Genomic DNA, 24,397 nt, shown 5'->3' on the forward strand with positions numbered 1-24,397 from the left:
TTCTTCCCGAAAAGGAAACTCAAATGAACAGGCACTTTTTTACGTCGTCTGCGGCCGTGATGCTGGCCGCCGGTGGTGTTGCCCGCTTGGCGTCTGGCTTCGGCCCGCGCATCTGCTTCGAGGCGCCCGACATTGGCAACAAATCGGTCGCGGACTTGGCCGCCGAGATCAAGGCCGATCACAAGAAGGCGATCGACGCTGTCAAGGCCATCGCCGAAGAAGCCCTTGGCAAATCGAAGTCCGGTGAGACCTTGGCGACCTCGCTCAAGGAGAAGGCGGACGAAGCCCTCACCAAAATGAACGGTCTCACCGAGCAGGTCGCCGAGATTGAGCAGAAGCTTGCCCGCTCGGCCGCTGGCGGCCAGGAGGAGGCGAAATCGTTCGGTCAGAAATTTGTCGAGACGGCCGAGTTGAAGGCCCTCGCCGATGCGCCGAGAAGCGGCGGCGCCGCGAGCATGTCGGTGAAGGCCGACATTACGACGGCGACGACGGATGCTGCCGGCTCCGCTGGTGCTGGTATCGTGCCGAACCGCCGGCCGGGTGTTCTGCAGCTGCCGCAACGACGGCTGACCATTCGGAGCCTCCTGACGCCCGGCAATACGGATAGCCCTCTGATTCAGTATGTGCAGGAGACGGGCTTCAACAACAATGCGGCGCCTGTTGCCGAGGGGGCCGCAAAGCCTCAATCGGATATCAAGCTCACCGACAAGGAAGTTTCGACCAAGGTCATTGCGCACTGGTTCCGTGCCTCTCGCCAGATCCTGTCGGACTTTCCGCAGATCCGCTCCATGATCGACGGTCGGCTGCTCTATGGCCTCGCTCTCAAGGAGGAGGGCCAACTGCTCAACGGTGACGGCACCGGAGAGAACCTGCTTGGCCTCATCCCGCAGGCGACCCCTTTCGCGGTTCCCGCGGGGTACACCGCTCCCGCTCCGGTGACCGGTATCGATACGCTGCGCATCGCTCAGTTGCAGGCCGTGCTGGCTGAGTATCCGGCCACTGCCCATGTGCTCAACCCCATCGACTGGGCCAGCATCGAAACCCTCAAGGATAGCGAAGGACGCTACATCATCGGCAATCCTCAGGGCACCCTGGCGCCGACCTTGTGGGGACTGCCTGTGGTCGACACGCCGGCCATGACCGTTGGCAAATTCCTGACGGGCGCGTTCCAGCTCGGTGCGCAGGTGTTCGATCAGTGGACGAGCCGGATCGAAGTCGGCTTCCAGAACGATGACTTCACCCGGAACAAGGTGACAATCCTTGCCGAGGAGCGCCTCGCGCTGGCCGTCTATCGTCCCGAAGCCTTCATCTACGGCAACGTCCAGCCGCCTGCCGGTCCCTGATCGGCAGGTCAAGGCCGGCTCTGCCGGTTTGAACTTGAGCGGCGGGCAATGGTGCCCGCCGTTTTCATAGGAGACGACAAATGCCGAAATACAAAGTCCTCCGGCCTTTGGATGCCGGTTCGGAAAGCTTCGCCATTGGCGCTATCCGTGAGCTTTCGAAGTTGGATGCTGCCCATCTGGTTCGGCTCAACTGCCTCGAGGAGGTCATCGAGACGGAGGCCGGCGGGGCGGGCGACGGCGGAGACGGTGGCGAGGGCGGAGGCAAGCAGGAAGGTGAAGGCCTGAACAAGGCCGAGACTGATCCCGATAACAAGGCCGAGCCTTCCGCTCCGAAGAACAAGAAGGCCGGAGCCTGATCATGCGGCTTTCCGTCGTGACGCCGGCAACGGAGCCGGGCATCACGGTTGACGAGGCGAAGAGGCATCTTCGCGTCGAGCATACCGAGGATGACGCCTATATCGGCGGGCTGATCGAGGCGGCATTCGTCTGGATCGATGCGCCTGAGGGCTGGCTCGGCCGCGCCGTGCGCGGGCAGGGTTTCGAGGCCCGCTTCGCCGGCTTCTGCCAGCGTCTCGGCGGCTACCGGGTGCCGTGGCTGTCCCTGCCGCTGCGCCCGGTCGCGGCCGTCACGGCGGTGATCTATCTCGACCAGGCCGGCAATGAGCAGACGCTCGCGCCGGCTGATTACCGCTTCGCCGATACCGAACTCCGGCCGGCGCCGGGCAAGTCCTGGCCGGTCACGCTCGACGGTCCGGAAACTGTGCGCGTCCGCTTCACGGCGGGCTATTCGGAGATCCCGGCACCGATCCGGCAGGCCGTGATGCTCCTCGTCGGGCAGTGGTATGCCGCGCGTGAGGCCGTCGGCAAGAGCGACCAGGCCGAGCTGCCGTTCGCCGTCTCGAATCTCCTTTCTCCCTATCGGGTCTGGACGGTCTGATGCTCGGCGCCGGCAAGAGAAATCACCGCATCCGTTTCGAGCGCCAAGTGGCGCATGACGATGGGTACGGCAACGTCACGCAGGGCTGGGAAGATCCGCTCGACCTCGGCTCGCGCTGGTGCGGGCTGTTGCTGCCGCCGCGGTTCGGGGCGGAGCCGGTCGAGGCCGGGCGGCCCCAGGCCAGCCAGCGGGCCGTAATCACCGTGCTGCGCGACAGCCTGACGACGGCGGTCACGGAAGCCGATCGGGCGGTGTTCGTCGCCGGTCCCTACAAGGGCCAGGTCGCGCAGATCCGCGCGGCGCGGCCGCGCACCGACAACGCCGAGATCGAGTTCGATCTCGAAATGGGAGTGGCGGTCTGATGCCGCGCGTCGTCTTCCTCGCCGATTTCGACTATCGGCCGTCTCAGCGCGTCTGCGTCGCCTACAAGGCCGGCCACTCCCTTCTCATCCCTCGCGCCCATGCTGACGCCGCTCGCGCGGCCGGAGTTCTCGCCGATGGCCATGCAAAACCGCGACAGGCTGCTGAAGAAGCTGGCCAAGATCCAGGGCAAGCCCCGCGCGGCGATGCGCAAGGCCCTGGAGCAGAGCGCTGAGGAGATCGTCGCGCTGCAGAAGCGCCTGGCGCCGAAGCGGACGGGAGCCCTTGCCAATAGTATCGGCTACAGCTTTGGCGGCCATGTGCCCGACAACGCCAATGTGCGGGGCGTCGGGGGCGGGCAGGGCGGCGATCCCGATCTCACGGCGGTAATCTATGCGGGCGACAAGGATGCGTATTACGCGGCATTCGTCGAGTTCGGCACCGCCCCTCATCCGGCGGGCGGGATGTTCGAGGGAGCGGAAAACCCGGGCACGCCGGCTCAACCCTTCTTCTATCCCGCCTATCGAGCGCTCCGGAAGCGGGCGAAATCCCGCGTCTCCCGCGCCGCGTCCAAGGCCATAAAGGAGGGGTCGAATGGCTGATCCTTCCCTCGCCCTACAGGGCGCGATCTATCCCCGTCTCCAGGCCGATTGCCCCTCGGTTTCCGGCCGGGTCTATGACCGGCCGCCGCAGGCCGTGGTGTTCCCCTATATCGGCCTGGGCGAAAGCCAGACGGTCGACGACAGCGCCGATTGCGTCGACGGTGTCGAGGTCTTCCTCACCCTGCATGTCTGGTCGCGTGCCGTCGGCCGGGTCGAGGCGAAGCGGATCGCAAGCGAGGTCCGCTCCAGCCTGCATGAGGCCGAACTCGACCTCGGCGCAAACTGGCATTTCCATCTGATCGAGCATCGCAGCACCACTGTGATGGACGATCCCGACGGCGTCACCAGCCACGCCGTGATCACCTTCCGCGCCCTGATCGACGCGCACTGATCTCATCCATTTCGCAACGCCGGCCGGGCCGGCTTTTTAAAGGAGGCCGTCATGGCTCGTCCGACTACGTTTTCCTATGGCAAGGGCCGCCTGCTGATCGGTGACGGCGCCACACCCGAAGTCTTCGTCGCGCCTTGCGGGTTCAACCAGGCCAATGTCACCATCGACAAGGCCACCAACGACACGACGGTGCCCGATTGCGACGATCCGGACGCTGCGGTGTGGTCGGAGAAAGACGTCACCACCATGTCGTGGACCATGCAGTTCCAGGGCGTTCTGGCCAAGGAAAGCTGGCCGCTCTATCGCAAGGCGACCTTCTCCTCGGCCCCGGTGAATATCCACTTCGAGATCAAGGGCGGCGGCGCCGATGTTGCCACGCCGGATCTTCGCTTCGCCGGCCAGGCTCATATCAAGGTGCAGATCCAGGCGCAGCGCGGCGAGAAGTTCCAGGTCACCGTCGATCTGGAAGGAACCGGCGAGCTGGTACCGTCCGACATCCTGATCGCCGCCTGATCGCGGGTGATCCATGGATTGCGAAGTGTCCTTCGATTGGGCGGACGGAACCTATCCGTTTGCCCTTCGGCTCGGCCAGATCGAGGAGCTGCAAGAGAGGGCCGATTGCGGCCCTCTCGCCCTGTTCGAGCGCCTGAATAATGGAAGCTGGCGGGCCGGCGATCTTCGGGAGACCATCCGCCTCGGCCTGATCGGTGGCGGATGCGAGCCCGTCAAGGCGCTCGGCCTGGTGCGGCGCTATGTCGATGCCCGGCCGCTAATGGAAAGCCTGATGCCGGCCCGGGCCATCCTCGCGGCGGCCCTTTGGGGCGTTGAGGATGATCAGCCAAAAAAATCACGTCGGGCACGCAAGCGGAGGCCGCGCCCCGACGAAACGGAAAGCTCCGCTTCTCCGAATTCTACGGAGCCGGCGCCGTAATGGGCTTCACCCCGGCCGAGGTCGGGGCCATGAGCCTGTGGCAATATAATTGCGCTTGGTCAGCCTTCGTTGCGGCGAAGACCGGCGAGCAGGGCGTTTCGACCATGACGGAGGATGACTTCGAGGCCGCTGCCAGCATGATTTAGGTATTTGATCCGGCTTAGATTGCGGTCACTTGTCGCTATTCTTGCGATGGATGAGTATCGTTATAGGCCTTGGTCTGGGCTTGGGTACAATGGTTCAACATCACCCAGTCAGTTTCGCCTTTCTCATTCGTCCAGCGTTCGCGGCATAGGGAGGTTATCTTCCTTTTGATTTCCAAGTCGGCAGCGTTCTTTGGCGACGAAGGCGGCGTCTCTTCCTTCGCAATATCGACTGGAACCTGGGGCTCGCAAACATCACCTAAAGCTCGCTTAGCTCCCTGCAGGTCAAAGGTAACGGCCGGGTATCCTTCAACGGTCGCGGTGAGTGTCCGGCCTTTCATTATAGCTTTCTGCAGCTTCTTGAGCCTATCTGCGAATTCGGGCTCAGAAACTACGAAATCATTATCGCCTAAACGTATTGCCAGAAAGATTTCACCGTCGACGGTATAAGAAATTCCGTAACCTGATGGTTCTAAGTTCTTGTAAACAACAATTATGTGCGCGTTTTGATCCCCCGGTGAGACATGACCGCAGCTTATTATAAGTTGATCACCATTTTTATTGGTGTTCGTAACTTCATAGATGCCTTGGGCAAACATTGTTTCCCAATTTCCGATCTTCTCCGCGCTCGCGTTCTGTGAAGCCGTGACGAGCATGCCCGCAATCAAGGCCGTGACTAATCGAGACATGGAACTTCCCTAATGGCAACGGATGTTGAACGCCTCATCGTTACCCTTGAGGCCAGCACAAAGAAATACGAAAACGCCCTGGCCAAGTCTGCGGCGGACACCGACCGCAAGACGCGCGCCATGGAGCAGCGTTTCAGCCAGCTTTCGTCGAAAATCGATTCCAATATGGCGCGCGGTAACAAGGCGCTGGCGGAAGGCTTCAAGACGTCCGGCATGGAGCGATCGTTCAGCGGCATGGCCTCGAGCCTGGGCGGCATCAGCCGTGGCGCCTTGGTTGCAGGCGGAGCGATCGCGGCGGCGGGTGCCGCAGCGGCCGTGATGGCGGAAAAAGTGATTTCTGCTGGCGACAGCTGGAACCAGGTCGGCAACCGCTTGAAGACGGCGGGCGTCGCCTCCAAGGATCTCGCCGAGGAACAGAGCCGCGTCGCCGAGATGGCCCTGCGCTCCCATGCCAGCCTGGCGGCGACGGCCGATCTCTACGCCAAGATGATCAACGCCGCCAAGGCGTTCGGGGGCTCCAACCAGCAAGCGGCGGACGCGACGGAAGCCGTCGCCAAGGCCTTGAGCCTGGCGGGGGTCAGCGGCCAGCAGGCCGAAGGGGCCATCGTGCAGCTCGGCCAGGCTCTCGGCAGCGGCGTGTTGCGCGGCGACGAATTCAACTCCCTGATCGAGAGCCTCGGCACCTCCTCGCCGCTGATCAAGGCCATTGCCGCCGAGTTCGGCATTGCGACCGACCAGTTGCGCAGTTTCGCGGCCGAAGGCGGGTTGACCTCGCAGCGGGTTTTCAAGGCGCTCGTCGCCGCCAAGCCGGCGATCGACGACATGGCGAGGGATGCCGTTCCCTCGCTGTCCCAGGCATGGACCGATCTCGACACCAGCATCACCCATGCTCTGGCCACGATGGGTCAAGGCACGGGCGTGGCGTCTGGCCTCTCCAATGCCATGACCGGCGTCGCCAGGGCCATCAACGACGCGGCGAACGCCTATGACGCCTGGTCACGCAAGAGTTTCAGCCCGACCTTGGTCGATGACCTGCAGAAGGCGCAGGGCATGGTCGACAGCCTCGAATTGAAGCTCAAGAATCGCCAGGCGCGGGGCGGCGACGATGACGAAATCCGGTTCCTGCAGCGCCAGTTGGATATGTGGAAGCCCATCCTTGCCACCATGGAGCAGGCTGCGAAGGTGCAGGAGAAGATCACGCAGGATGCCAAGGAGGCCGCTGCCCAGAAGCGCGAGCAGGACTCTACGGTGCCTAGCGCCGCCGACAAGGCCGTGATCGACAAGGCCGACCGCGCGGCGGGCATCGATATGAGCGATCGCGACAAGAAGATCGCTGCCGCGGCCGACAAACTGGTCGAGGCCCTGAAGAAGGCGGGCAGCAAGCTCTCCGAGACGGCAATGCAGAGCTATGCGACCGCCGAGGCGACCCGGCAATACAATGCCCAGGAAGCGCGGCGCCTGGCCGATGAGGGCACCTCCGGCACCCGCTCGGATTATCTGAACCGCATGTACCATGTCGAAAGCGGTGGCAGGGCGAACGCCCAGGCAGAGACTTCCACGGCCGCGGGCATTGCCCAGTTCACGGAGGGCACGTGGATGCGGATCATGAAGAAGTATTTTGCCGACCAGATCGCGGGCATGTCGCGGCCCGACGTCCTGAAAATGCGGTACGACCCCAGCCTGTCGAAGCAGGCCGCCGAAAAGCTCACCATCGAAAACGAGGATTATCTCAAGCAGTTCGGCATCGCCATCAACGACACGACCCGCTATCTCGCGCATTTTCTTGGTAGCGCCGGCGCCAGGGCCGTGCTGCTCGCCGACAAGGGTACGCCGGTCAACCGGGTGATCGGGGCCGACCAGGTCAATGCCAACAAGAGCATCCTGCAAGGCAAGACGGTCGATGAGGTCATCGCCTGGGCCTCCCGCAAGATGAATGCCGGGCGCATCGCCGCCGGTGACCTGACGCCGGAAGAGAAGACACAAAAATCGACCAATGACATCCTCGACAAGACGAAGGAAGACACTGCGGAGATCAAGCGCAATACCGAGGCCCTGACGCAAAATGCCTATCAGAAGGCCTATAATGCGAAGATGGCCGAGCAGCTCAAGGATGCCAAGGCCAAGGAAATCCCGATCACGGACGAACTGCGGCGCAAGCTGGAGGATGAGGCAAAGACCTATGCCACCATGGCCGCCGCCGAGGATACGGCCAAGAAGCAGAAGGCCGGCCAGGAAATCCTCGACAAGACGAAGGAGGACACGGCGGATCTGCAGCGCAACAGCGAGGCCTTGACGCAGAATTCCTACCAGGTGGCCTATAACGCCAAAATGGCCGAGCAGCTCAACGACGCCAAGGCCAAGGGCATCCCGATCACGGATGAATTCCGGCGCAAGCTGGAGGAAGAGGCGCGCAGTTACGCCAGCACGGCGGTCAGCGGCGACCAGCACAAGAAGCAGGTCGAGAGCCTGAAGAACCTTTATCAGGAACTCGGCGACATGTCCGTGGATGCCCTGGCCGGCATCCTCGACGGCTCGAAGAGCGCCAAGGAAGCCTTGCAGGATATGCTCAAGATGCTGCTGCGCATGATGCTGCAGGCCTCGCTGATGGGGCAGGGGCCGCTTGCCGGCCTGTTCGGCGGTGGCGGCGGCCTCTTCGGCGCGCTTGGCGGGCTCTTCGGCGGCGGCGGCGTAAGCATCGGTGCGAATGGCCTGCTTTCCGCCGATTCGTTCGATGATGGCGGCTATACCGGCCCGGGCGGCAGGAAGACGCCCGCCGGCGTGGTGCATAAGGGCGAAGTCGTCTGGTCGCAAGCAGACGTCAGGCGCCACGGCGGCCCGGCCATCGTCGATGCGATGCGGCGCGGCCTGCCGGGCTTCGCCAATGGCGGCCCGGTCGGCATGGCGGCGCTATCGCAGCCGCGCATGTCGGATCTTCCCAGGCAGAGCGCCCGCCCCGTGAAGGCCGGCGACCTCAATCTGAAGATCGACCTTGCCGGCGCCAATGGCGATGCCACGATCGAGCGTATCGTTCGCCGGGGCGTCGGGCAGGGTATCGCGGCCTATGACAAGGGTCTGCGCTACAGCCAAGCCAACCAGTGGCGGTCCGCGTGATGGCGATCGAGACCTGGCCTACCATTCTGGTGCCCCGCACGCCGATGTGGTTTCTCAAGCCGATGATCCAGCAGGGACCGTCTACCTTCAGCGGCCGCTCGCAGAAGGGCGCGCCATCGGCGGGCTATTGGATCGCGACGCTTGGCGATATCCTTGTGAACACGTCCGATCGCATCCTGGAGCTCCGTGCCCTGGTGGCGGCGCTCGAGGGTGGTCTTGGCCGCGTTCTGATCGGCCCTTGCGAGTGCGGGCGAGTGCCGCGCCCTCCTGGCTGGCCGCGGCGGCATATCCCGTTTTCCGACCAATCCTATTTCGATGACGGAGCCGGTTTCCAGCAGAGCGGTATCGCTATTGAGATCGCTGCGCCGATCACGGCCGGTTCAACGCGGCTCGAGGTCAACATCCTGCAGGCGGGCGAGCTGCGCCGCGGCATGTATTTTTCGATCGACAACCATCTTCACATCATCACCTCGGTGCCGGATGTGCAGGAGGGGCGTGCCAGTTTCAGTTTCCTGCCGCCCGCCCGTGCTGCGGCCGAGGCTGGCGCCGAGGTCGAATTCGCCCGGCCCCGGGCAGTGATGCGGCTGTCGAAGGCCGACACCGGGCAACTATCGCTCGACATGAACCGCCGCGCCTCGCCAACGATCGAGCTCGAGGAGGCCTTCGATGGAATTTTCTGAGGCGATCGAGGCCCAGCTGCGGGGCATTACCGTGCGGCGCGCCACGCTGGTGTGGTTCGATTTCAAGTCGAAGCCGATCGGCCTGCACAATGGCGTCGGCCCCCTCACGACCAAGGATGGCCGCAACTGGAACGGCCTCGGCGGCCTGGGCTCGGTCGAGGGGCTGGAACAGGCCATCAACGGGGCAGCGCCGGAAATGCGGCTCTCGGTGTCCGGCATCGACCCCGACTTCATCACCAAGGCCAAGGCGGAAGCCGACGAATATCTCTACCGGCCGGTGATCGTCTTCGCGCAATTCTTTCATGACGATTGGAGCTTGCTCGACGAGCCCTGGGCCATCGCTTGGGCGCAGATGATGTCGCTTACCGTGGCGCGCGAATCGGCGGGCCAGGGCGATGGGTGGGTGCGGACGTTGACGATCTCGGCTGAGACGCCCTTCGCCGGCAAGCGCCGGCCGCGCAATTCCTTCCTGACCGACCGCGACCAGCAGACCCGCCACCCTGGCGACCGGTTCGCGGAGCGCACCATGGGGATCGAGTCTCACCTCATCCGGTTTCCGGCTTTCTAGGCAACGACGCGCCAGACATGCTCCTGACATTCCTGAACAACCTGGCCCGCCGGCCCTTCCGGTGGGGAGAGTGCGATTGTTCCCTCGCCATCGCCGATTGGTGGCAATTGAACCACGGCGCCGACCCGGCGCCCTGGCTGCGCGGCGCTTACGTTGACGAAGCCGGATGCGCCGCCCTGCTGGCCGCCCACGGCCATCTGCCCCGCCTCATGCGCCGGATTGCGGCCGAGGCCGGGGCGGCACGCTCGACAGGCGACAGGCCAGGGGACTTCGCCGTCATTCGTCTCGACAGCCGCTGGTGGGGCGCCATCCGCACACCGTCCCGCCGCTGGGCCGTCAAGGCCCATGACGGGCTCTGCATCATCTCGAATTGCCGCGTTGTGGCGGCCTGGAGCATCTAATGCCCGCAGCCATTGTCGGCCTGATCGCGGCAATGGGCGTGCCCGGCCTGGTCACGACCACCGGCGCGCTCACCACGATCGGCACTGTGGTTTCCTCCGTCATCGGCCTCGGCCTGTCGCTCGGCGCTTCCTATGCCCTGCAGCTGCTCAACCAGCCCAAGACGAAGAAGCCTTCTGACGTGCAGTCGGTGGTGCGGCAATCGGTGCCGCCCCGCATGAAGCATTATGGCCGCCGCCGCATCGGCGGCACTTTGGCGATGATCGAGAGCTGGTATAACGGCCTGATCCAGATCATCTATCTCGGCGAGGGACCGGCCGACGCTATCGAGGCCTGGGATATCGACGATCGCGTCTGCACGCTCCAAGGTGAAACGCCCGTCGGCTTCCGGGGCGCCGGGCTGATGACGATCGTTTACAGGCTCGGTACGGAAGATCAGGCGGCCTTTCCCCGCACCATGTCGATCTATCCTGACCTGTGGACCCCGGCGCACCAGGGCAAGGGCTGCATCGCCGTCGAACTGGTGGCCCGCAATGTCGATCCGGAAGTGGTCAACATCGCCTATCCCAACAAGTTTCCGGTGCTGCGGGCGACGGGTCGATGGGCGATCATTTACGATCCGCGAACGGGGGAAACGAAGTGGTCGAACAATCTGGCGCTGATCATGCGCGACTACCTCACCCATCGCGATGGGCTGCAGATCCCTGCCGCCTATATGGACGATGAGGATTTCAAGCAGGCCGCTGCCGACAGCGACAGCGTGCTGCCGACGACAAGCGGCGGCACGGTTGCCCGCTATCACGGCGCGCTTTCCTATGCGCTGACCGACGATCCGCAGGATATTATCGCCCGCCTGATCCGGGCGACCGATGGGCGGTTGATCATCAAGGGCTCAGGCAAGATCGGCTTTTCCGTCGGCGTCTGGCGCGCGCCCGACGTCACCATCCCCGATGGCGTGCTGGTTTCCTATGAACTCAAGGACAGTTCAGGGCCGCTCCAGCAATCAAACGAGATCGTCATCCAATATGAGAACGAGCTCGGCCGCTATGCCCAGGCCACGGCGCAGCCCTGGCGCGACGAGGCCGATATCTCGGCAAGCGGGCAGACCAAGACGGCGACGCTGGAATGTTACGAGATCCAGAACCATAACCATGCCCGTCGCATCGCCAAGATCGCCTGGCATCGCAAGTCGCCCCGCTGGCAGGGCACGGTTCGAACCAACCTCTATGGCATGAAGGCCAAGGATGAGCGCTTCATCCGCCTGCAGGTTGCCGATCTCGATATCGATGACACCTTCGAGGTGCAGTCATGGTCACTCGACGACAACACCATGACCGTGACCATGGAGGTGCTCTCCTTCGACGGCTCGATCTATGACTTCGATCCGGCGACCGAGGAGGGTACGCCGCCAACCGTGCCGATCGAGCCGAACTCGACCGACCTGCCGCCGCCCCAGAATGTTGTGGTGACGGGCGGCCGGCGCGAGATCACGGCCGGCACCTATGCGGCGACGATCCTGGTGACGTGGACTGTTCCTGCCAATGCCGGCAATGCACGCGGCGCTGTCGAGATATCCTTGGCCGATGCCGATGAGTGGACGCCCGTCGCGGTCTCGGGTGGGGCTGTTCGCGCGGAGGCCGCGCCGCTGCAGGATGGCGCGCTCTATGATGTGCGCGTGCGCCTGGTCGGTTCCGGCGGTACGCCATCGGATTGGGTGCTGGTCGAGAACATCCTCGCCACCGCCGATCCCGATGCACCGGCCGAACCGACTGGCGTGACCGGCGAGACCGGTCCGCAGCCCAATGGCTACACCATTCGCTGGACCGGCCCGAACAGCGCCAATTTCCGCGCGGTCAGGGTCTATCACGCCACCGCCGACAACGCGGCATCTGCCACTGTCATGGCCACGGTCTACGGCGCCGCGTCGCAGGCCGGGTCCTATGAGACGGCGAGCCTGTCCGCCACCACCGATCACTATTTCTGGGTTGCCGCCATCAATGGCTCCGGCGTCGAGAGCGCCCGCGTCCCCGCGATTTTCTGATCGCCCACCCCACACTCAAATCGACCCGACCCGGCTTCGAGCCGGTTTTTTTGATGAGGTTTTCCATGGCCGATTCTGCCTTCACCGCGCCGGAGCTCATGAAGGCCTGGCTGCGGGATTTCCGCACGCCCGGCGTTCCGTCGAGCGGCGTCAACGAGCCTGACAAGGCCGAGGGACGTGCCGTCGCCGACGCCCTGGGTACCGAATTGTCGGCGCTCAAGGCCGGGCAGATCTCCGGCAAGCTCACCTATGCCACGCGAGCCGAGCTCTACGCCGATCTCTCGCCGGCCGAGAATGTCGGTGCGGAGGTGTGGAACGATCCCGATCCCAATCTGAACGGCGTCTACCGCAAGGTCGGGGCACCCGGAACCGGGAACTGGCAATATCTGTCGCCGCTCGGCAATTATCAGATGCGCTCAGAGATCGATGCGCTGGAAGTCAGCGTCGGCCAGGTCTCGGCCAAGCTCGCAACCATGCCGCTCTGGTACACGGTCGACGGCGGCCGCTATGGCGGCGAGGATCTGGTCTTCGCCTCGGTCTACAACAACGGCGTGATGCAGTTCGGCGTCACCGTAAGCGGCCGCTTCGTCGTTCCCGGCGAACTCGAAATGGCCGGCGAGAGCGACCTTGCCTATGCCGTTACCTTCGCGGACGGCCTGCTCGGGCTCGGTGTGCCTCGCGACGGTTCCCGCTTGAAACTGCGGGGCTGGCTGATGTCGGCTGCGAGCGCAGCGACGATCACCCATCATCTGCTCCTCGGGCAGTCCAACGGCATCGGCGCCGACGCAATCCCGGTGGTGACCAGTTCGGAGCGCTATCATTCGCTGATGTTCTCGGGCGGCGAGATGACCTTCGCCTGGAACGGGCCCTATGCCACCAACCCGGCCGGGCGCCCTGCCAGCCAGTTCGAGCTTGTTCCGCTCCAGCAGCAGATCGAACAGGCCAATACGGGCGAGAGGGTGTCGTCGGGCATCGCCGCGCAGCTCAAATCGGCCAATGCGGGTGGCCGTTATTCGACGTCCAACTTGAAGGATACCGCGCCCTGCCATCTGTTCTCGGGGCCGACGATCGGCTCGCGCTATCTCAGCGAGATCGATTGGCGCGACGTCAACAATGAAGGGCAGTGGGTCACCTTCATCGACGACCTGAAGCGGGCAAAGCAGTCGGCCGCCAATCTCGGCTATGACTATGCCGTCGGCGCCCTTCACCTCACCAATGGCGAGAACGAGGCCGGAAACGGCAAGATCAGCCCAAACGGCGCGGTGCTGACCTATGCCGCGATGCGAGCGACCTTCGCGGCCGATATCGTCACGGCGCGGCAGAAATGGCAGCAGGCCATTCGCGACAACACCGGCCAGCCCGACCAGGTTGTGCCGATGTTCATCGAGCAGGTGAATGGCGGCCTCGCCATGCCCATGGGTGCTGCCGTGGCGGGCGCGCAAGTCGATGCGACCGTCACAGACGAAGACATCATCATGGTCGGCCCGCATTATTACGTGCCCTCGGCCATGAACAGCACCTATGCCAACGGTACCCATGGCGCCACAGTGCATATGTCGGCCGATGGCGTGCGCTGGCGCGGCGAGCAGCGCGGCAAGGTCATGCGGCGCGTAATGCAGGAGGGGCGGCGCTGGACGCCGCTCAAGATCCGCAGCGTCACCCGGGTGGATGACACGCATATCCGCATGAAGTTCTGGGTGCCTTATACCCCGCTGGCATTCGAGGATTACCATCTACCGACGGCGCCCAGCCAGGGCTTCCATGTCTTCGCCGGCACGCCCACAGCCGTCGGCAGCGAGAAGACCGTGACCGCCGTAGCTCTCACGGCTGCCGACGAGGTGACGCTGACGCTCGATGCCGCGACGCCCGTGGCGGCGGGGTCGCAAGCCCTGGTGCAGTACGGGCTCTCGCAATGGGCCGACAAGGGCCTGTGCACGGTGACGGCCGTTCGCGATGGGCCGGCCAATGGCTATGGGGTTGCGACGGTCGAGGTGAAACTGTCGGCCGATATGAGCGCCCTGACGGCCCGCTATCTGCGCGAAGGCTGCTTCAAGTTCATCCAGTACAGCGCCAACGCCTCGACGCTGGTTGTCCGCGCCGCCTACCTCGAAGGCGGCGTCACCGTGCTGCGCGGCGAGAAGACCGCGACCGACTACACCAACACGATGGTGGCCGATGCCAGCCTGACGCAATTCCTACGTGACCGGCCGTGGGGCAACCTGCGCGACAGCGACCCCGCCCTCTCCGTCTACACCTTCACCGATCCCAGCTACGGCACGCGGCAGGGCCAGTACTACCCCCTCAACAACTATTGCTGCCAATTCTCGGAGGCTATCATCACATGACCAGCACCCTCGTCATGAATCTCGGCATCGCCCCGCCGCCTGGCGCCAAAGGCCCGCGGCTCATTCCACGCACCTCGGATGGCTTCCCGGCACGCGGCATCACTCATCATTTTGGGTTTACCGATGCCGCGATCGGCGCCGGGCTCCTGGACAGCATCTCGGGCCAGCGCTTCCCTGTCGACAATGCGGCCGGCACCGCCCAGCTTGCGGCCAATGGCGGCCTGTTTCTTCAGGGTGTCCGGACGCTCCTCGGCCCGAACGTCGACGTCACGCCGCCCTGGACCATCCTGTTCGCCAGCACCATCGCCGCGCCCGTCGCCGGCAATCCGGCTTTGCAATATCTCAAGGTGGGCACCTTCGGCGTGCGCGGCTTCCATGCCTTCACCGCGCTCGGCGCCAACCCAGGGGCGGCAGACCTGTTCTATGCCGGCCTGCAGCGCACGAAGAACGGCGCGCAGAACGGGGCCTGGACCAACACGCCGAACCCGCAGGCTCTGCAATACGGTAAGTTCGGCATCTTCGTGGTCCGGGCCGATGAAAACTGGAATGTGACGCTGGAGACGCGCCGGGGCGGGCTGGTGTCGCAGTTCTCCGAATACTGGCCGATCAACGAGATCCTCGGCCCCGACGGACAGCACGTCACCAGCCAGCAGCTGACGCTCGGCTCGATGCTCGGCTCCATGGATGGCGGTAGCGCGACCTATGAAAGTCTGTCGACCTATAGCGTCGCGCTTGGCGACGACGAGATCGACATGTGGGTCACGAGCGCGGCTGCCATTGCGACGGCGCGCGGCCGGGGCTGATCGCTTCCTCCTTCCAACCGTCTGTCCGCCGCCCTCGAGGCGGTTTTTCTTTGTCCGGAGCCTTTCATGAAACGAGATGACGCGGCCCTATTCAGGGCCATCCGCCCGCTGATCGGTGGCGCCGACAAGAAGCTGACCGCCGACCAAGTTGCCGGCGTGAATGCCTTGCTCGCCGCCTTCGACCAATACGGTGACGGCGACTTGCGCAAGCTCGCCAACATCCTTGGCCAGGTCCAGCGCGAGACCGGCGGCCTGATGACGCCCGTTCGCGAGGGCTTCACGAAGACCGATGCCGAGGCCCGGGCCTATGTGAAGCGGCAAGGCTACAAATACGCCAAGCCGACCAAGTACGGCGGCCAGGTGGCCTATGGGCGCGGGCCGATCCAGAACACCTGGGATTACAATTACGAGAAGATGGATAAGCGGCTGGGCCTCAATGGCAAGCTTCTCGCCAACTTCGATTTGGCGCTCGATCCCGTCATCGGCGCACAGATTGCCGTCATCGGTATGATGGAGGGCATCTTCACCGGCAAGAAGCTGGGCGACTACTTCAACACCGTCACGAACTGGCAGCAGGCCCGACGCGTCGTCAACGGCATGGATCACGCCGATGAGGTGGCGACTAACTCCAAGCGCTTCCATGCTGCGCTGCTGGCCTCGATCGAGCCTGATGCGAATTCGGACATGGCGGATATTATCCCGGCTCCTGAGCCGCCCCCGCCTGCCGCTGCAAAAGAACCGGTGCATTGGGCCGGCGCCGCCACGGCGGCAGGCGGCGCCGTGGTGGCGACGCAGGCCACGGTGCAGAGCATCAATTCCACCGTGACAACGATCCGCGACACGGCCAGCCAGACTGTCGATACCGTCACCACCATCAAGGAGGGCTCGCAAGGCCTCGCCGCCTGGCTGCCGTCACCGCCGATGATGGTGTTCCTCGGCGTCATCCTCATCGGAATCGGGATCGCCACGATCTATCTGCGCCACCGCCTGGCGAAGGAGCAGGGGGTATGATCCAGTGGCTCGATTTCCGACTGTTCGGGAGCGGTCGCGGCCTCGCCGCGCCATTCTTCGACCAGCGTTTCTATTGGCTCTCCGGTCGGTTCTACACGTTCATGTCCGGTTTCGGCGCCCAGTTGCACAGCTTCCAGTGGCGCCACCCAAAGCCCGGCGAGCGGCGGCGCCTATGTGGCCGAGAGTTCGTCGTGTTTCACAGCACGCGCCATGGCCCGCGCGTGCAAGTGGCATGGGCCATGGTCGGTATGCCTCGCGATATCAACAAGGCGAATGAAGCCCTTCGACTGCTCGAGCATGATCTAGGGAGTAGCTACAGATGACCTTTCTCCTCTGGCTTCTGTCCCTCCGCAACGAGATCTCCCCCAAGGGCTGGCTGACCATGGCGGGCATCGTCCTGGCGATCGTGGCAGCCCTCTATTTTCGCCAGCACTTCATCAACCAGGGCGCCAGCGACGCCACCACCAAGATCGAAAGGGCGAACGATGCGAATCTCTCGAAGGCAGATCGGGCAGAGCAGGATGCTCGCCGTTGCTTTGCTCTTGGTGGCCGGCGCGACGCTGCTACAGGCCTGTGCGTCGGTCCCGGTCAATAGGCCCTGCGGGGTCATCACCGACGATCTTCGGGGTGTGACCGCCACCACGCCGGCCGGCAATGAGCGCTTGACCTATCACTATGCGCGGGGCCAGGCGGCGAGGTGCTGGCCATGATTGTCGCGCGCGTCATCTCTGGCGCCGGAAAGCACTTCCAGTCCCGTTTCTGGGAGTGGCTGCATACCGGCATGCTGTTCGGGGCGTCCTATGCCATCTCCCAGTCGGATGCGACGTTCCAGCTCTCCCCGGCCTATATGTTCATGCGCTCGCTTGCCTTCGACGGCTTCTGGGTGGCCGCCTTCGCCGTCATCGCCATGCTTCGTTTCGTGGCGCTGACACTTAACGGCACTTTCGAGCTGTTCCGGCGCTATTCGCCTCTCGTCCGTTGCATCCTGGCCGCCCTGTCGGCCCTGTGCTGGGCCAGCATCGCCATCGGCCTCTTGCAGGCGGAGCAATCCCGGCTCGGCCTGGTGACCTTCGTGGGGCTGACCTGGGGTGAGTTGTTCCTATTCATGAAGGTGGCCGAGGAGGCTGGCGATATTGAGCGGGGGTATCGAAATGGAAGTGCCTGAACTGCCGCCTTGGGTTCTCTGGCTGGCAACCTTCGTAGGGGCGATCGCCGCAGCTCTTGCGAAAGGGGCGTGGACCTATCTGCAGCGTGCGAGTCGGGAGCCGGAACCAGCCAAGCAGATGGTAATCGAGCGGGCCAGCGTCGCCGACATCCGCCCGATCACGGAGATCCGCGACGATGTCAGAGCCATGCGCAAGCTGATGGAAGAGGCGGCCGAAGCGCGCGAGGAGCGTGAGCGGGAGGCTCGCATGTTGGAGCGGCTGGAGCGCATGCAGGCCCGCCGCACCCGCCAGGGCAAGCCGCCAGACGCCGGCACTGGTGAGGACTGAGGTGGGCCGACATCGCCATCTTGACGCCTAGCCCCAATTCGTTCATTTTTTGTTCTCATAGAGAACGGAGAACGAGCGATGCAAGCCGAGACAGCGAAAATGGACATGGATTTCCTCATCGTGCTCCGGCACGGCCAGGTGAAGTCATGCCGCGAGCAGCTGGAAGACTTCCTCAACCGGTCTTTCCCGGCTTATCGCTTCGGCGTCGGTGCCGACCATGCCGGCCTGATCGGCGAGGGCGAATTCTGCATCCTGCCGGTGCTGTCGGATGGCCCGGCCAAGGATCCGACTGGCGACGCGATCAAGATGCGGCCCTATCCGACGCCGGATGTCATGCGCGCGATCGGCAAGGCGGTGAAGGAGTTTCGCTCCGGCGAGGCCGGGAAGGCGCATTGAGGCGGCGATGGACAGCGATCTTGCCCAGACGCGGGGCGGCCTGGACCGGCAGAAATGGCTGTTCCTGCATTACCGTTGCCTGCATTGCGGCAGGGAGGGCAGCGCCAGCCTGATGGACAGCCGGGGCGATACGCCGACGCAGCACGTGGCTGATTTTGCGGGGCGCTTCTTTTGTCAGGCCTGCCGCGAGGCCGGCAGGTCTGATCGCGATATCGAGTTCAGCCTGTCGAGGCCTGGGCCCAATAAGCTGCATTATGAGCGCCTGGCCGTCGAGTTCGTCGGGCGAACGCTCGTCTCGCGCGGCCGCGATTGATGGGCGGCCGCGATCAGATCGGGTCGAGAATATCCGGCTCATTATAGGCCGGCGAATTCACCTTGGTGGAGATTGGCCACATGTCCATCAGCTCGGCCGGGAAGGGCACGATCAGGTCGCGCGGGTCCGGCTCGATATTGGCGAGCCAGCGGTCATAGTCCTTCTGGTGAAGTATGAGCGGCATGCGGTCATGGATCTGGCCGACCAGGCTGTTCGGCTCGCAAGTGACGATCGTGAAGGTGCGCCGAATTTCCTGGGTGGCCTTATCGGTCCAGCTTTCCCAAAGACCGCCGAGGGCGAACTTCGAGCGATCCTTCATGGCGATGGCGTAGGGCTGTTTTTTCGTGCCCTTCTTGATCGGCTTGCCATCCTCGAGAATCTTCATCCACTCGAAGAAGGCATCGACCGGGATCAGGCAGCGCCGGCTCTTATACGCGCCTCGGAAGCTCGGCTTGGCCGTGAGATCCTCGCCGCGCGCGTTGATCGGATAGGGCCAGTCGCTGGGATCTTTCACCCAGGATGGCAGCAAGCCCCATTGCAAGAGGTCATGGACGTACCGCTCCAGGCCAGGCTGGCGGCGTATCACCCACAGGAATTGCCGCGGCGATCCATTGTGGTGAGCGCGCCAGGCTGCGGCGATCGTCTCTTCGGTGGCGCCCATTTCGGAGAAAATGCCGGGCAGCTCGGGCCCGGATTGGTGTACGCGACCGCACATGCTTCATCTCCATATCGCGCTAGTGAACTTCGGATAGCTCTTCGTGACGCTGCCGTGACATTCAAGCGGTTTTGTTCCCAGGTCATAATCCCTAGACTTGAAATACGTGTTCTCTCCAGCTTAACAAGACGTTCGTGAGTCGATTCATGGCATTGATGCGGGGTAGGGCATCTGTATCTTGAATTCTCTGGCCAAATACTCCTGAAGCTATAGCCGTGGCGCCTCGATCTTGAAGAAACTTACTGTGCGCTACCATAAATGGCTGCTGAGGAGGGCGGCGCGAGAACGTTGTCGCCGCATGCCGGGTAGGTATCAAGTTGTTGTTCTTGGTTCCCGGGATGGATGGCAACGAGTGCGTGTCATCAGTCACACGGATATGCCCCCAATCCTTTGCCTCTCGACCGCCTCCAATGAGACGATTCGCTTTATGCACGATCTGCGAATGCGTGCGAGGCATCCCGTAACTGGAGCGCTAAAGTCCCCCAAATCGAGACGGCGAGGCCGCATCGGATGGATCAAGTCCTTTACTGACTACTCCTCCCTACGAGGCATATCGGCCGGGGCGGCGCTCGTGCTGGCTTCGGAATATGATCGTATTGGACGCCTCTCGGGCAATCCTCCATCCACGGTAGATGTGCATCGCTGGGATCCACATGTTGCCAGTGTGCTCTCTAGGCTGGGATTTTTCGAACTTCTTCAGCTTCCGCCATACCAAGCGCCTCCCCCTCCCGATGCGTTAATCGTAGAGCGAATGGTGTCAGGCGGTCGCAGTGATTGGCCGACGGGCGTGAAGTCGATTAAGGCGCTATTTGAAACGATAGGCGGGAGTACGGAGCTCCGGCTTCGTTTGAGTAGCGCTCTGAGCGATGCGGTTGAGAACGTTTTGGGACATGCTTACCCTGACCATTGGCCTGGGGGCTGGCGTCGCGTTTCTCGCTGGTGGATGCTCGGCGCGGCGGACCCTGTTAAGCGCCAAGTCACACTCGCTATTTATGATCAAGGCATTACGATTCCGGCGTCGCTCCCGAAGATCTGGGGCGCAATGGATGTGGCAAGGGTTTTCGCTCGTGACTACAAGGTGCAATTTTCGCCGGACGCCACCACATATGACGGGCAAACTATAGATGCGGCGATGAAAATCGGGGCGACCTCGACACAGCTAGCTCACCGAGGCCTTGGTTTGAACAAGATCCGAGAGGCAATGTTGAAGTGCGTTGAAGGCCAGCTTCGGATCATCAGCCGCTGCGGTGAATGTGTCTATAGCGCAGATGGCAAAGTTGCGATAAAGAACCACACGGTTCCCCTGTTCGGAACTTTCGTAGAGCTCCAGGCGTCTTTCGATGCATCGGAGGTTTAGAGGATGTCCGTTGAAGTGATCTCGATCTCTGGCGATTATTCGTCCACGCCTGCTGGACGCACGATGGCCGACGGCCCATTCAACGGTCAGCGCTTCAGGGATGACTTTTTGATTCCGGCCATCCGAAGCGCAATCGGCCAGCACACCAAAGTGATTGTCAATTTCGATGGGGCTGATAGTTACTCCTCTTCCTTCTTGGAGGAGGCCTTTGGCGGGCTAGTGCGAAGCCAGGTATTTCCATATGAGATTCTAAGGGCGTCTCTGGAACTCCAGGCGAGTGACCCAATCTACGCACCCTTTGTCGCCGATGCTCGCCAGTACATGGACGACGAATTTCGCAGAGCGCGCCATTGACTGCTCCTGCCGAGGACTTTCCCCTCTGGCTGTATGCTCTTTTCGATTTGGCAAAATGGGTTGCCACGACGGCTGCTGCGACGTTCATCACTATCAAGATCGTCAATAAGCCGCGGATCGCAGCAGACTATTTGGAAAAGCGTACCGATGATCTGTGCGCCGACATCAGAGCGGCATCTGATCTCGCATCGGAATATTGGCAGATGGCGGCCGACGATCCTGCAGTGAAGCCATTGGCGGTCAAAGTTCAGACCCGAATAATGCTGATTGAGCGCATGCGCGTAGCAATCGCAAGCGGTATCATCGAACTTAATGATCCCTCCATTGTAAGCGCTGCCCAGGGGTTCATTCGAGTTACAACCGGTGGTGAGTTCGGCGTGCACAACAGGGCAGTCGATGTCCAGCGTGCCAGCGATGTTCATCATGCAGCTCTAAGCTATATAGCTGCTATTCGCACAGCCCGAATGCGTGCCCATACCAAGGCCTGATCAAAGGGGCGAGCTCGGTGCTAAACGAGAAGTTTAGTATTCCGACATGGGCGAAAACCATAGCAGTTTCAAGAGGGCTTTCCACACCGGTTTGTCGGAACGGCCTTTGAAATTGCTCAATAGACAAGCGACTTGTAAGCGGTAGGTCGCGAGTTCAAGTCCCGCAACCGGCACCATCCTCCCCCTCAGTTTCAATTGTTCGGACTCTGCCGTTGTGCGGCTGGCGGAGGAATTTCGTTCTGGCGCAGGGTGATCCGACGCCACCTTCGGAATGAGCTCTTCGGTGGCGGTGACTTGCGATCCGTCGCCCGGCAAGTCGTGGCAAGGCTCAAAGGTGGATGGGGCGAAGGGCACTCTTGTCGGTGTCGTCAGCCGAGTTCCTGGGCAAGGCCGATGAGCAGCCCGCCAGGCCCGCGGATGTAGCAGAGTCGATACACGTCCTTATATCGGACGACGTCGCCTACGAGTTGCGCGCCGCGTCGACGGAGCCTTTCAAGCGTGTCGTCGATGTCATCAACGGTGAACATGGCGCGCAGATAACCTAGAGCGTTCACCGGGGCGTTGCGGTGATCGGCGACGACAGGCGGCGTGAGGAAGCGGGATAGTTCGAGCCGGCTGTGGCCGTCCGGCGTGCGCATCATGGCAATCTCGACGCGCTGATCGCCGAGCCCGGTGACCCGTCCGGCCCATTCGCCTTCGATCGTGGCCTGCCCTTCGAACTCGAGGCCGAGCTCGCGAAAGAAATCGATCGCCCCTGCGAGGTCATCGACGACGATCCCGACATTGTCCATGCGCTTGAGTGCCATGTGTCCAATCTACAAGGGGTCGTCCAGGCCGTAAACGCTTAAAACTGCGTGGGCGAGGGGGCGGTGCTCGGCGCAGCCTGGTATCTCGAACCTGATGGAGCATTTCAGTCGCGACCGATCGCATCGGGCGCCCGGGGGCGATGACGTGCCCGTCACTGCGCCGCTAGCGAGCAGCCTCATTCGCGCCGGGAGCCTTAGATGGCTAAATATAGCCCGGCCCGTTTTCAATCGAGACAGGCGCCGACAGATTTCCATCCGGGAAAACGGATCGGATCGAGTCTGCAGACCCCGCCGGATTTCGGTCGGGAAAGCACGAGTACATTGTTACCGCCCGGCAAGCGATAAGTATCGTCCTGTGTGGTTGTCGAGAGGAAGGGATGACAAAAACAAAGCGCCGCACCTGTTGGGGAGGTGCGGCGCCCGAATAGAAATCAAACTATGCAATATCGAACGGCGCAAACGCGCCTTCATCTACTCTTACGTGCTAACAATCGTTACCAAACTGACGATACGCTTGAACACTTACCGTGGAAAGTCCGCAATCCAATGAAACGATTGCCGTACCATCCATGTCGATGTTTATAAGACGCCTCGTCTCTAAATGCAAGAGATATGAAACGGGGCGTCTTGAAATTTTCGTGAGGTGGGGGACTGTGCCTTCCGAGCCGATCACGAACGGACAATCCCGGGCCTTGGCCGTTCCAGGCTGCCGTTTTGCTAATTTCCAGCCGTCGACACGGGAGGCGAAGCAGCCATGCAAGGTCAGGTTGATTGAAAACAAGCAGAAATGCGTTTATATATGAGACATTACGTCTAGATTATATTCTTGACATTTATAGGAGTTGTCGGTGGCCATTGCGCAGCAGGCGGCACGACCCGTCGGAAGACCGCGCTGCATGGAAACGCATAAGGCGATTTTGCATGCAGCGGCCGAATTGCTCGAACGCGCTCCCTATCGCGATATCTCGGTCGAACGCATCGCGGCTCTCGCCGGGGTGGGCAAGCAGACCATCTATCGCTGGTATGACAGCAAGGCCGATCTCCTGCTCGACGCCTATCTTGCCCGTTGCACCGAGGTGCTGCCGCCCATGGTCGCCGGCGGCGAGCCCATGGTGAATTTCCGCAACTATGTGCGCCGCCTGGCTGAATATCTCAACGATCCGATGATGGAAGGCGCCTCCAGGGCCCTGCTGGCGGAGGCGCAGTTCGAGCGTCCGTTCCGGGAGCGCTTCAGCGAGATCGTCATGAAGCGCCGCCAGGAAATCGCCCGGGCCTTCGTGATCTCGGCCATGCACAAGAAGCAGATCCGCGACGATGTCGATCCGGATACCGTGCTCGATCTGATCATGTCGCCGATCTTCCAGCGTTTTCATACCACCGTGACGCCGCCCGATGCGGCCTATGTCGACAAGATCTTCGACATGGTGCTGGCGGGGCTGGCCGTGCGAAACGAGCCTGCGGCCAAGGTTGCCGCCGAGTAATCCGGATCGACTGCGCAGCCCTTCCACCGCCGTCCTATAGACGTCAGGTCCCGAAGATCTGCTGACGCCCGTCCATCAGCGTGGCGACTTCCTCTGCCGCGAGAGGGGCGTAGCTGTGGCTGTCCACGCCGACATCGAGGCTGTAGCCGAAGGGCTCGCCGTCGAGGCGGCCATGCACATGCCCGAACAGATGCCAGGCGCCACGCCAGGCCCCCGGCCATTCGCGCATCGGGTAATGGCACATCACGATCGTCTGGCCTTTCCAGCGCAATTCCTTGATCTCGGTGATCGAACGCAGGCGCCCGGTCGACTCGAGCTTGGCCTGGTCGTCATGATTGCCGAGGATGAGATGGATCTGGCCGTTGAGGCGTTCCAGATAGGTCTCGGCCGGCTTGCCCGCGCGAAAGCTGAAATCGCCGATGTGATAGACCACGTCGTTCGGGGCAACCTTGCCGTTCCAGCGCGCGATCAAGGCCTCATCCATCGCCTCGACGCTGTCGAAGGGGCGCTTGCACAGGCGGATGATCGATTCATGGCCGAAATGGGTGTCGGCGGTGAAGAAGAGCTTGCTCACGGCATGGCCTGTTCCGAGGCGCCGGCCGGCAGGCCGACGCCCATTGCATGGGAGAGGAGGTCTCCC

The 24,397-nt window shown here is 62.6% G+C and carries 31 protein-coding genes; 27 read left to right on the top strand and 4 right to left on the bottom strand.

From position 1 onward, the window contains the following. Window positions 1-23: 23 nt before the first annotated feature. The 9 genes from QM672_RS07655 (at window position 24) to QM672_RS07695 (ending at window position 4,710) form a co-directional block, all read left to right on the top strand. Window positions 24-1,343, top strand: coding sequence for a phage major capsid protein (locus QM672_RS07655; protein WP_415081691.1), 1,320 nt, complete (start codon window positions 24-26; stop codon window positions 1,341-1,343). 80 nt (window positions 1,344-1,423) lie between these two features. Beyond that, entirely contained in the window at window positions 1,424-1,699 is a 276-nt protein-coding gene (locus tag QM672_RS07660; RefSeq protein ID WP_415081693.1) for a hypothetical protein, read from the top strand. A gap of 2 nt (window positions 1,700-1,701) precedes the next feature. Next, window positions 1,702-2,280 carry a head-tail connector protein gene (locus tag QM672_RS07665; protein WP_415081695.1) on the top strand — a complete coding sequence of 193 codons (579 nt, stop codon included), beginning with the start codon at window positions 1,702-1,704 and terminating at the stop codon, window positions 2,278-2,280. Continuing rightward, complete coding sequence (locus QM672_RS07670) at window positions 2,280-2,642, top strand: head-tail adaptor protein (RefSeq protein ID WP_415081697.1); 363 nt, start codon at window positions 2,280-2,282, stop codon at window positions 2,640-2,642. Before QM672_RS07665 ends, QM672_RS07670 begins: the two co-directional genes overlap by 1 nt. A gap of 135 nt (window positions 2,643-2,777) precedes the next feature. Next, window positions 2,778-3,242: an HK97-gp10 family putative phage morphogenesis protein gene (locus QM672_RS07675; RefSeq protein WP_415081699.1), complete on the top strand. Its 465-nt coding sequence runs from the start codon at window positions 2,778-2,780 to the stop codon at window positions 3,240-3,242. After that, the gene (locus QM672_RS07680; protein ID WP_415081701.1) at window positions 3,235-3,633 is read left to right on the top strand and encodes a DUF3168 domain-containing protein; all 399 of its coding nucleotides are present in this window, start codon (window positions 3,235-3,237) and stop codon (window positions 3,631-3,633) included. The genes QM672_RS07675 and QM672_RS07680 overlap by 8 nt, the downstream gene beginning before the upstream one ends. Window positions 3,634-3,684: 51 nt before the next feature. Then, the gene (locus QM672_RS07685; RefSeq protein ID WP_415081703.1) at window positions 3,685-4,146 is read left to right on the top strand and encodes a phage tail tube protein; all 462 of its coding nucleotides are present in this window, start codon (window positions 3,685-3,687) and stop codon (window positions 4,144-4,146) included. Window positions 4,147-4,171: 25 nt separating this feature from the next. Next, on the top strand, window positions 4,172-4,564 hold the full coding sequence (locus tag QM672_RS07690) for a gene transfer agent family protein (protein WP_415081705.1): 393 nt from the start codon (window positions 4,172-4,174) through the stop codon (window positions 4,562-4,564). Then, window positions 4,564-4,710, top strand: a complete 147-nt coding sequence (locus QM672_RS07695; protein ID WP_415081707.1) for a hypothetical protein — start codon at window positions 4,564-4,566, stop codon at window positions 4,708-4,710. The genes QM672_RS07690 and QM672_RS07695 overlap by 1 nt, the downstream gene beginning before the upstream one ends. Window positions 4,711-4,745: 35 nt before the next feature. On the opposite strand, the gene QM672_RS07700 is transcribed toward QM672_RS07695, so the two are convergent. Then, a complete protein-coding gene (locus QM672_RS07700) occupies window positions 4,746-5,396 on the bottom strand; it encodes a hypothetical protein (RefSeq protein ID WP_415081709.1) in 651 nt (216 codons plus the stop codon). Window positions 5,397-5,408: 12 nt separating this feature from the next. On the opposite strand from QM672_RS07700, the gene QM672_RS07705 reads away from it, so the two are divergent. The 14 genes from QM672_RS07705 (at window position 5,409) to QM672_RS07770 (ending at window position 18,556) form a co-directional block, all read left to right on the top strand. Then, window positions 5,409-8,507 (top strand): tape measure protein, encoded by a 3,099-nt coding sequence (locus QM672_RS07705; RefSeq protein ID WP_415081711.1) that lies wholly within the window; start codon window positions 5,409-5,411, stop codon window positions 8,505-8,507. After that, window positions 8,507-9,187 carry a hypothetical protein gene (locus QM672_RS07710; RefSeq protein ID WP_415081713.1) on the top strand — a complete coding sequence of 227 codons (681 nt, stop codon included), beginning with the start codon at window positions 8,507-8,509 and terminating at the stop codon, window positions 9,185-9,187. Before QM672_RS07705 ends, QM672_RS07710 begins: the two co-directional genes overlap by 1 nt. Further along, complete coding sequence (locus tag QM672_RS07715; RefSeq protein ID WP_415081715.1) at window positions 9,174-9,755, top strand: hypothetical protein; 582 nt, start codon at window positions 9,174-9,176, stop codon at window positions 9,753-9,755. Before QM672_RS07710 ends, QM672_RS07715 begins: the two co-directional genes overlap by 14 nt. A gap of 17 nt (window positions 9,756-9,772) precedes the next feature. Then, on the top strand, window positions 9,773-10,156 hold the full coding sequence (locus tag QM672_RS07720; protein WP_415081717.1) for a DUF6950 family protein: 384 nt from the start codon (window positions 9,773-9,775) through the stop codon (window positions 10,154-10,156). After that, entirely contained in the window at window positions 10,156-12,195 is a 2,040-nt protein-coding gene (locus tag QM672_RS07725) for a hypothetical protein (protein ID WP_415081719.1), read from the top strand. The genes QM672_RS07720 and QM672_RS07725 overlap by 1 nt, the downstream gene beginning before the upstream one ends. A gap of 65 nt (window positions 12,196-12,260) precedes the next feature. Next, entirely contained in the window at window positions 12,261-14,540 is a 2,280-nt protein-coding gene (locus tag QM672_RS07730; RefSeq protein WP_415081721.1) for a hypothetical protein, read from the top strand. After that, window positions 14,537-15,343 carry a hypothetical protein gene (locus tag QM672_RS07735; protein WP_415081723.1) on the top strand — a complete coding sequence of 269 codons (807 nt, stop codon included), beginning with the start codon at window positions 14,537-14,539 and terminating at the stop codon, window positions 15,341-15,343. Before QM672_RS07730 ends, QM672_RS07735 begins: the two co-directional genes overlap by 4 nt. A 66-nt stretch (window positions 15,344-15,409) precedes the next feature. Next, a complete protein-coding gene (locus tag QM672_RS07740) occupies window positions 15,410-16,354 on the top strand; it encodes a glycoside hydrolase family 19 protein (RefSeq protein ID WP_415081725.1) in 945 nt (314 codons plus the stop codon). After that, window positions 16,351-16,677, top strand: coding sequence for a hypothetical protein (locus QM672_RS07745; protein ID WP_415081727.1), 327 nt, complete (start codon window positions 16,351-16,353; stop codon window positions 16,675-16,677). Before QM672_RS07740 ends, QM672_RS07745 begins: the two co-directional genes overlap by 4 nt. Beyond that, complete coding sequence (locus QM672_RS07750) at window positions 16,674-16,949, top strand: hypothetical protein (protein ID WP_415081729.1); 276 nt, start codon at window positions 16,674-16,676, stop codon at window positions 16,947-16,949. Before QM672_RS07745 ends, QM672_RS07750 begins: the two co-directional genes overlap by 4 nt. Before the next feature lie 111 nt (window positions 16,950-17,060). After that, on the top strand, window positions 17,061-17,519 hold the full coding sequence (locus tag QM672_RS07755; protein ID WP_415081731.1) for a hypothetical protein: 459 nt from the start codon (window positions 17,061-17,063) through the stop codon (window positions 17,517-17,519). After that, window positions 17,506-17,847: a hypothetical protein gene (locus QM672_RS07760; protein WP_415081733.1), complete on the top strand. Its 342-nt coding sequence runs from the start codon at window positions 17,506-17,508 to the stop codon at window positions 17,845-17,847. The genes QM672_RS07755 and QM672_RS07760 overlap by 14 nt, the downstream gene beginning before the upstream one ends. A 105-nt stretch (window positions 17,848-17,952) precedes the next feature. Then, window positions 17,953-18,243 carry a hypothetical protein gene (locus tag QM672_RS07765; protein WP_415081735.1) on the top strand — a complete coding sequence of 97 codons (291 nt, stop codon included), beginning with the start codon at window positions 17,953-17,955 and terminating at the stop codon, window positions 18,241-18,243. A gap of 7 nt (window positions 18,244-18,250) precedes the next feature. Next, on the top strand, window positions 18,251-18,556 hold the full coding sequence (locus QM672_RS07770) for a hypothetical protein (protein ID WP_415081737.1): 306 nt from the start codon (window positions 18,251-18,253) through the stop codon (window positions 18,554-18,556). A 13-nt stretch (window positions 18,557-18,569) separates the two neighbouring features. Here the strand turns inward: QM672_RS07770 and QM672_RS07775 are convergent, their stop codons facing one another. Then, entirely contained in the window at window positions 18,570-19,271 is a 702-nt protein-coding gene (locus tag QM672_RS07775; protein WP_415081738.1) for an SOS response-associated peptidase, read from the bottom strand. 847 nt (window positions 19,272-20,118) lie between these two features. Between QM672_RS07775 and QM672_RS07780 the strand changes: the two genes are divergently transcribed. The 3 genes from QM672_RS07780 to QM672_RS07790 are packed head-to-tail and all read left to right on the top strand — an operon-like array spanning window position 20,119 to window position 21,470. Next, window positions 20,119-20,628, top strand: coding sequence for a hypothetical protein (locus QM672_RS07780; protein WP_415081740.1), 510 nt, complete (start codon window positions 20,119-20,121; stop codon window positions 20,626-20,628). A gap of 3 nt (window positions 20,629-20,631) precedes the next feature. Further along, window positions 20,632-20,982: an STAS-like domain-containing protein gene (locus tag QM672_RS07785; protein ID WP_415081742.1), complete on the top strand. Its 351-nt coding sequence runs from the start codon at window positions 20,632-20,634 to the stop codon at window positions 20,980-20,982. Then, window positions 20,979-21,470, top strand: coding sequence for a hypothetical protein (locus tag QM672_RS07790; protein ID WP_415081744.1), 492 nt, complete (start codon window positions 20,979-20,981; stop codon window positions 21,468-21,470). The genes QM672_RS07785 and QM672_RS07790 overlap by 4 nt, the downstream gene beginning before the upstream one ends. A gap of 368 nt (window positions 21,471-21,838) precedes the next feature. Here the strand turns inward: QM672_RS07790 and QM672_RS07795 are convergent, their stop codons facing one another. After that, on the bottom strand, window positions 21,839-22,276 hold the full coding sequence (locus QM672_RS07795) for a VOC family protein (protein WP_311935441.1): 438 nt from the start codon (window positions 22,274-22,276) through the stop codon (window positions 21,839-21,841). Window positions 22,277-23,172: 896 nt separating this feature from the next. On the opposite strand from QM672_RS07795, the gene QM672_RS07800 reads away from it, so the two are divergent. Then, window positions 23,173-23,757 carry a TetR/AcrR family transcriptional regulator gene (locus QM672_RS07800; protein WP_311935439.1) on the top strand — a complete coding sequence of 195 codons (585 nt, stop codon included), beginning with the start codon at window positions 23,173-23,175 and terminating at the stop codon, window positions 23,755-23,757. 43 nt (window positions 23,758-23,800) lie between these two features. Here the strand turns inward: QM672_RS07800 and QM672_RS07805 are convergent, their stop codons facing one another. After that, window positions 23,801-24,331 (bottom strand): metallophosphoesterase, encoded by a 531-nt coding sequence (locus QM672_RS07805; protein ID WP_367623166.1) that lies wholly within the window; start codon window positions 24,329-24,331, stop codon window positions 23,801-23,803. Between the last annotated feature and the right edge of the window lie 66 nt (window positions 24,332-24,397).

Origin of the sequence: Labrys sp. (in: a-proteobacteria), assembly GCF_047605565.1 — a bacterium.
GTDB lineage: Bacteria > Pseudomonadota > Alphaproteobacteria > Rhizobiales > Labraceae > Labrys > Labrys neptuniae.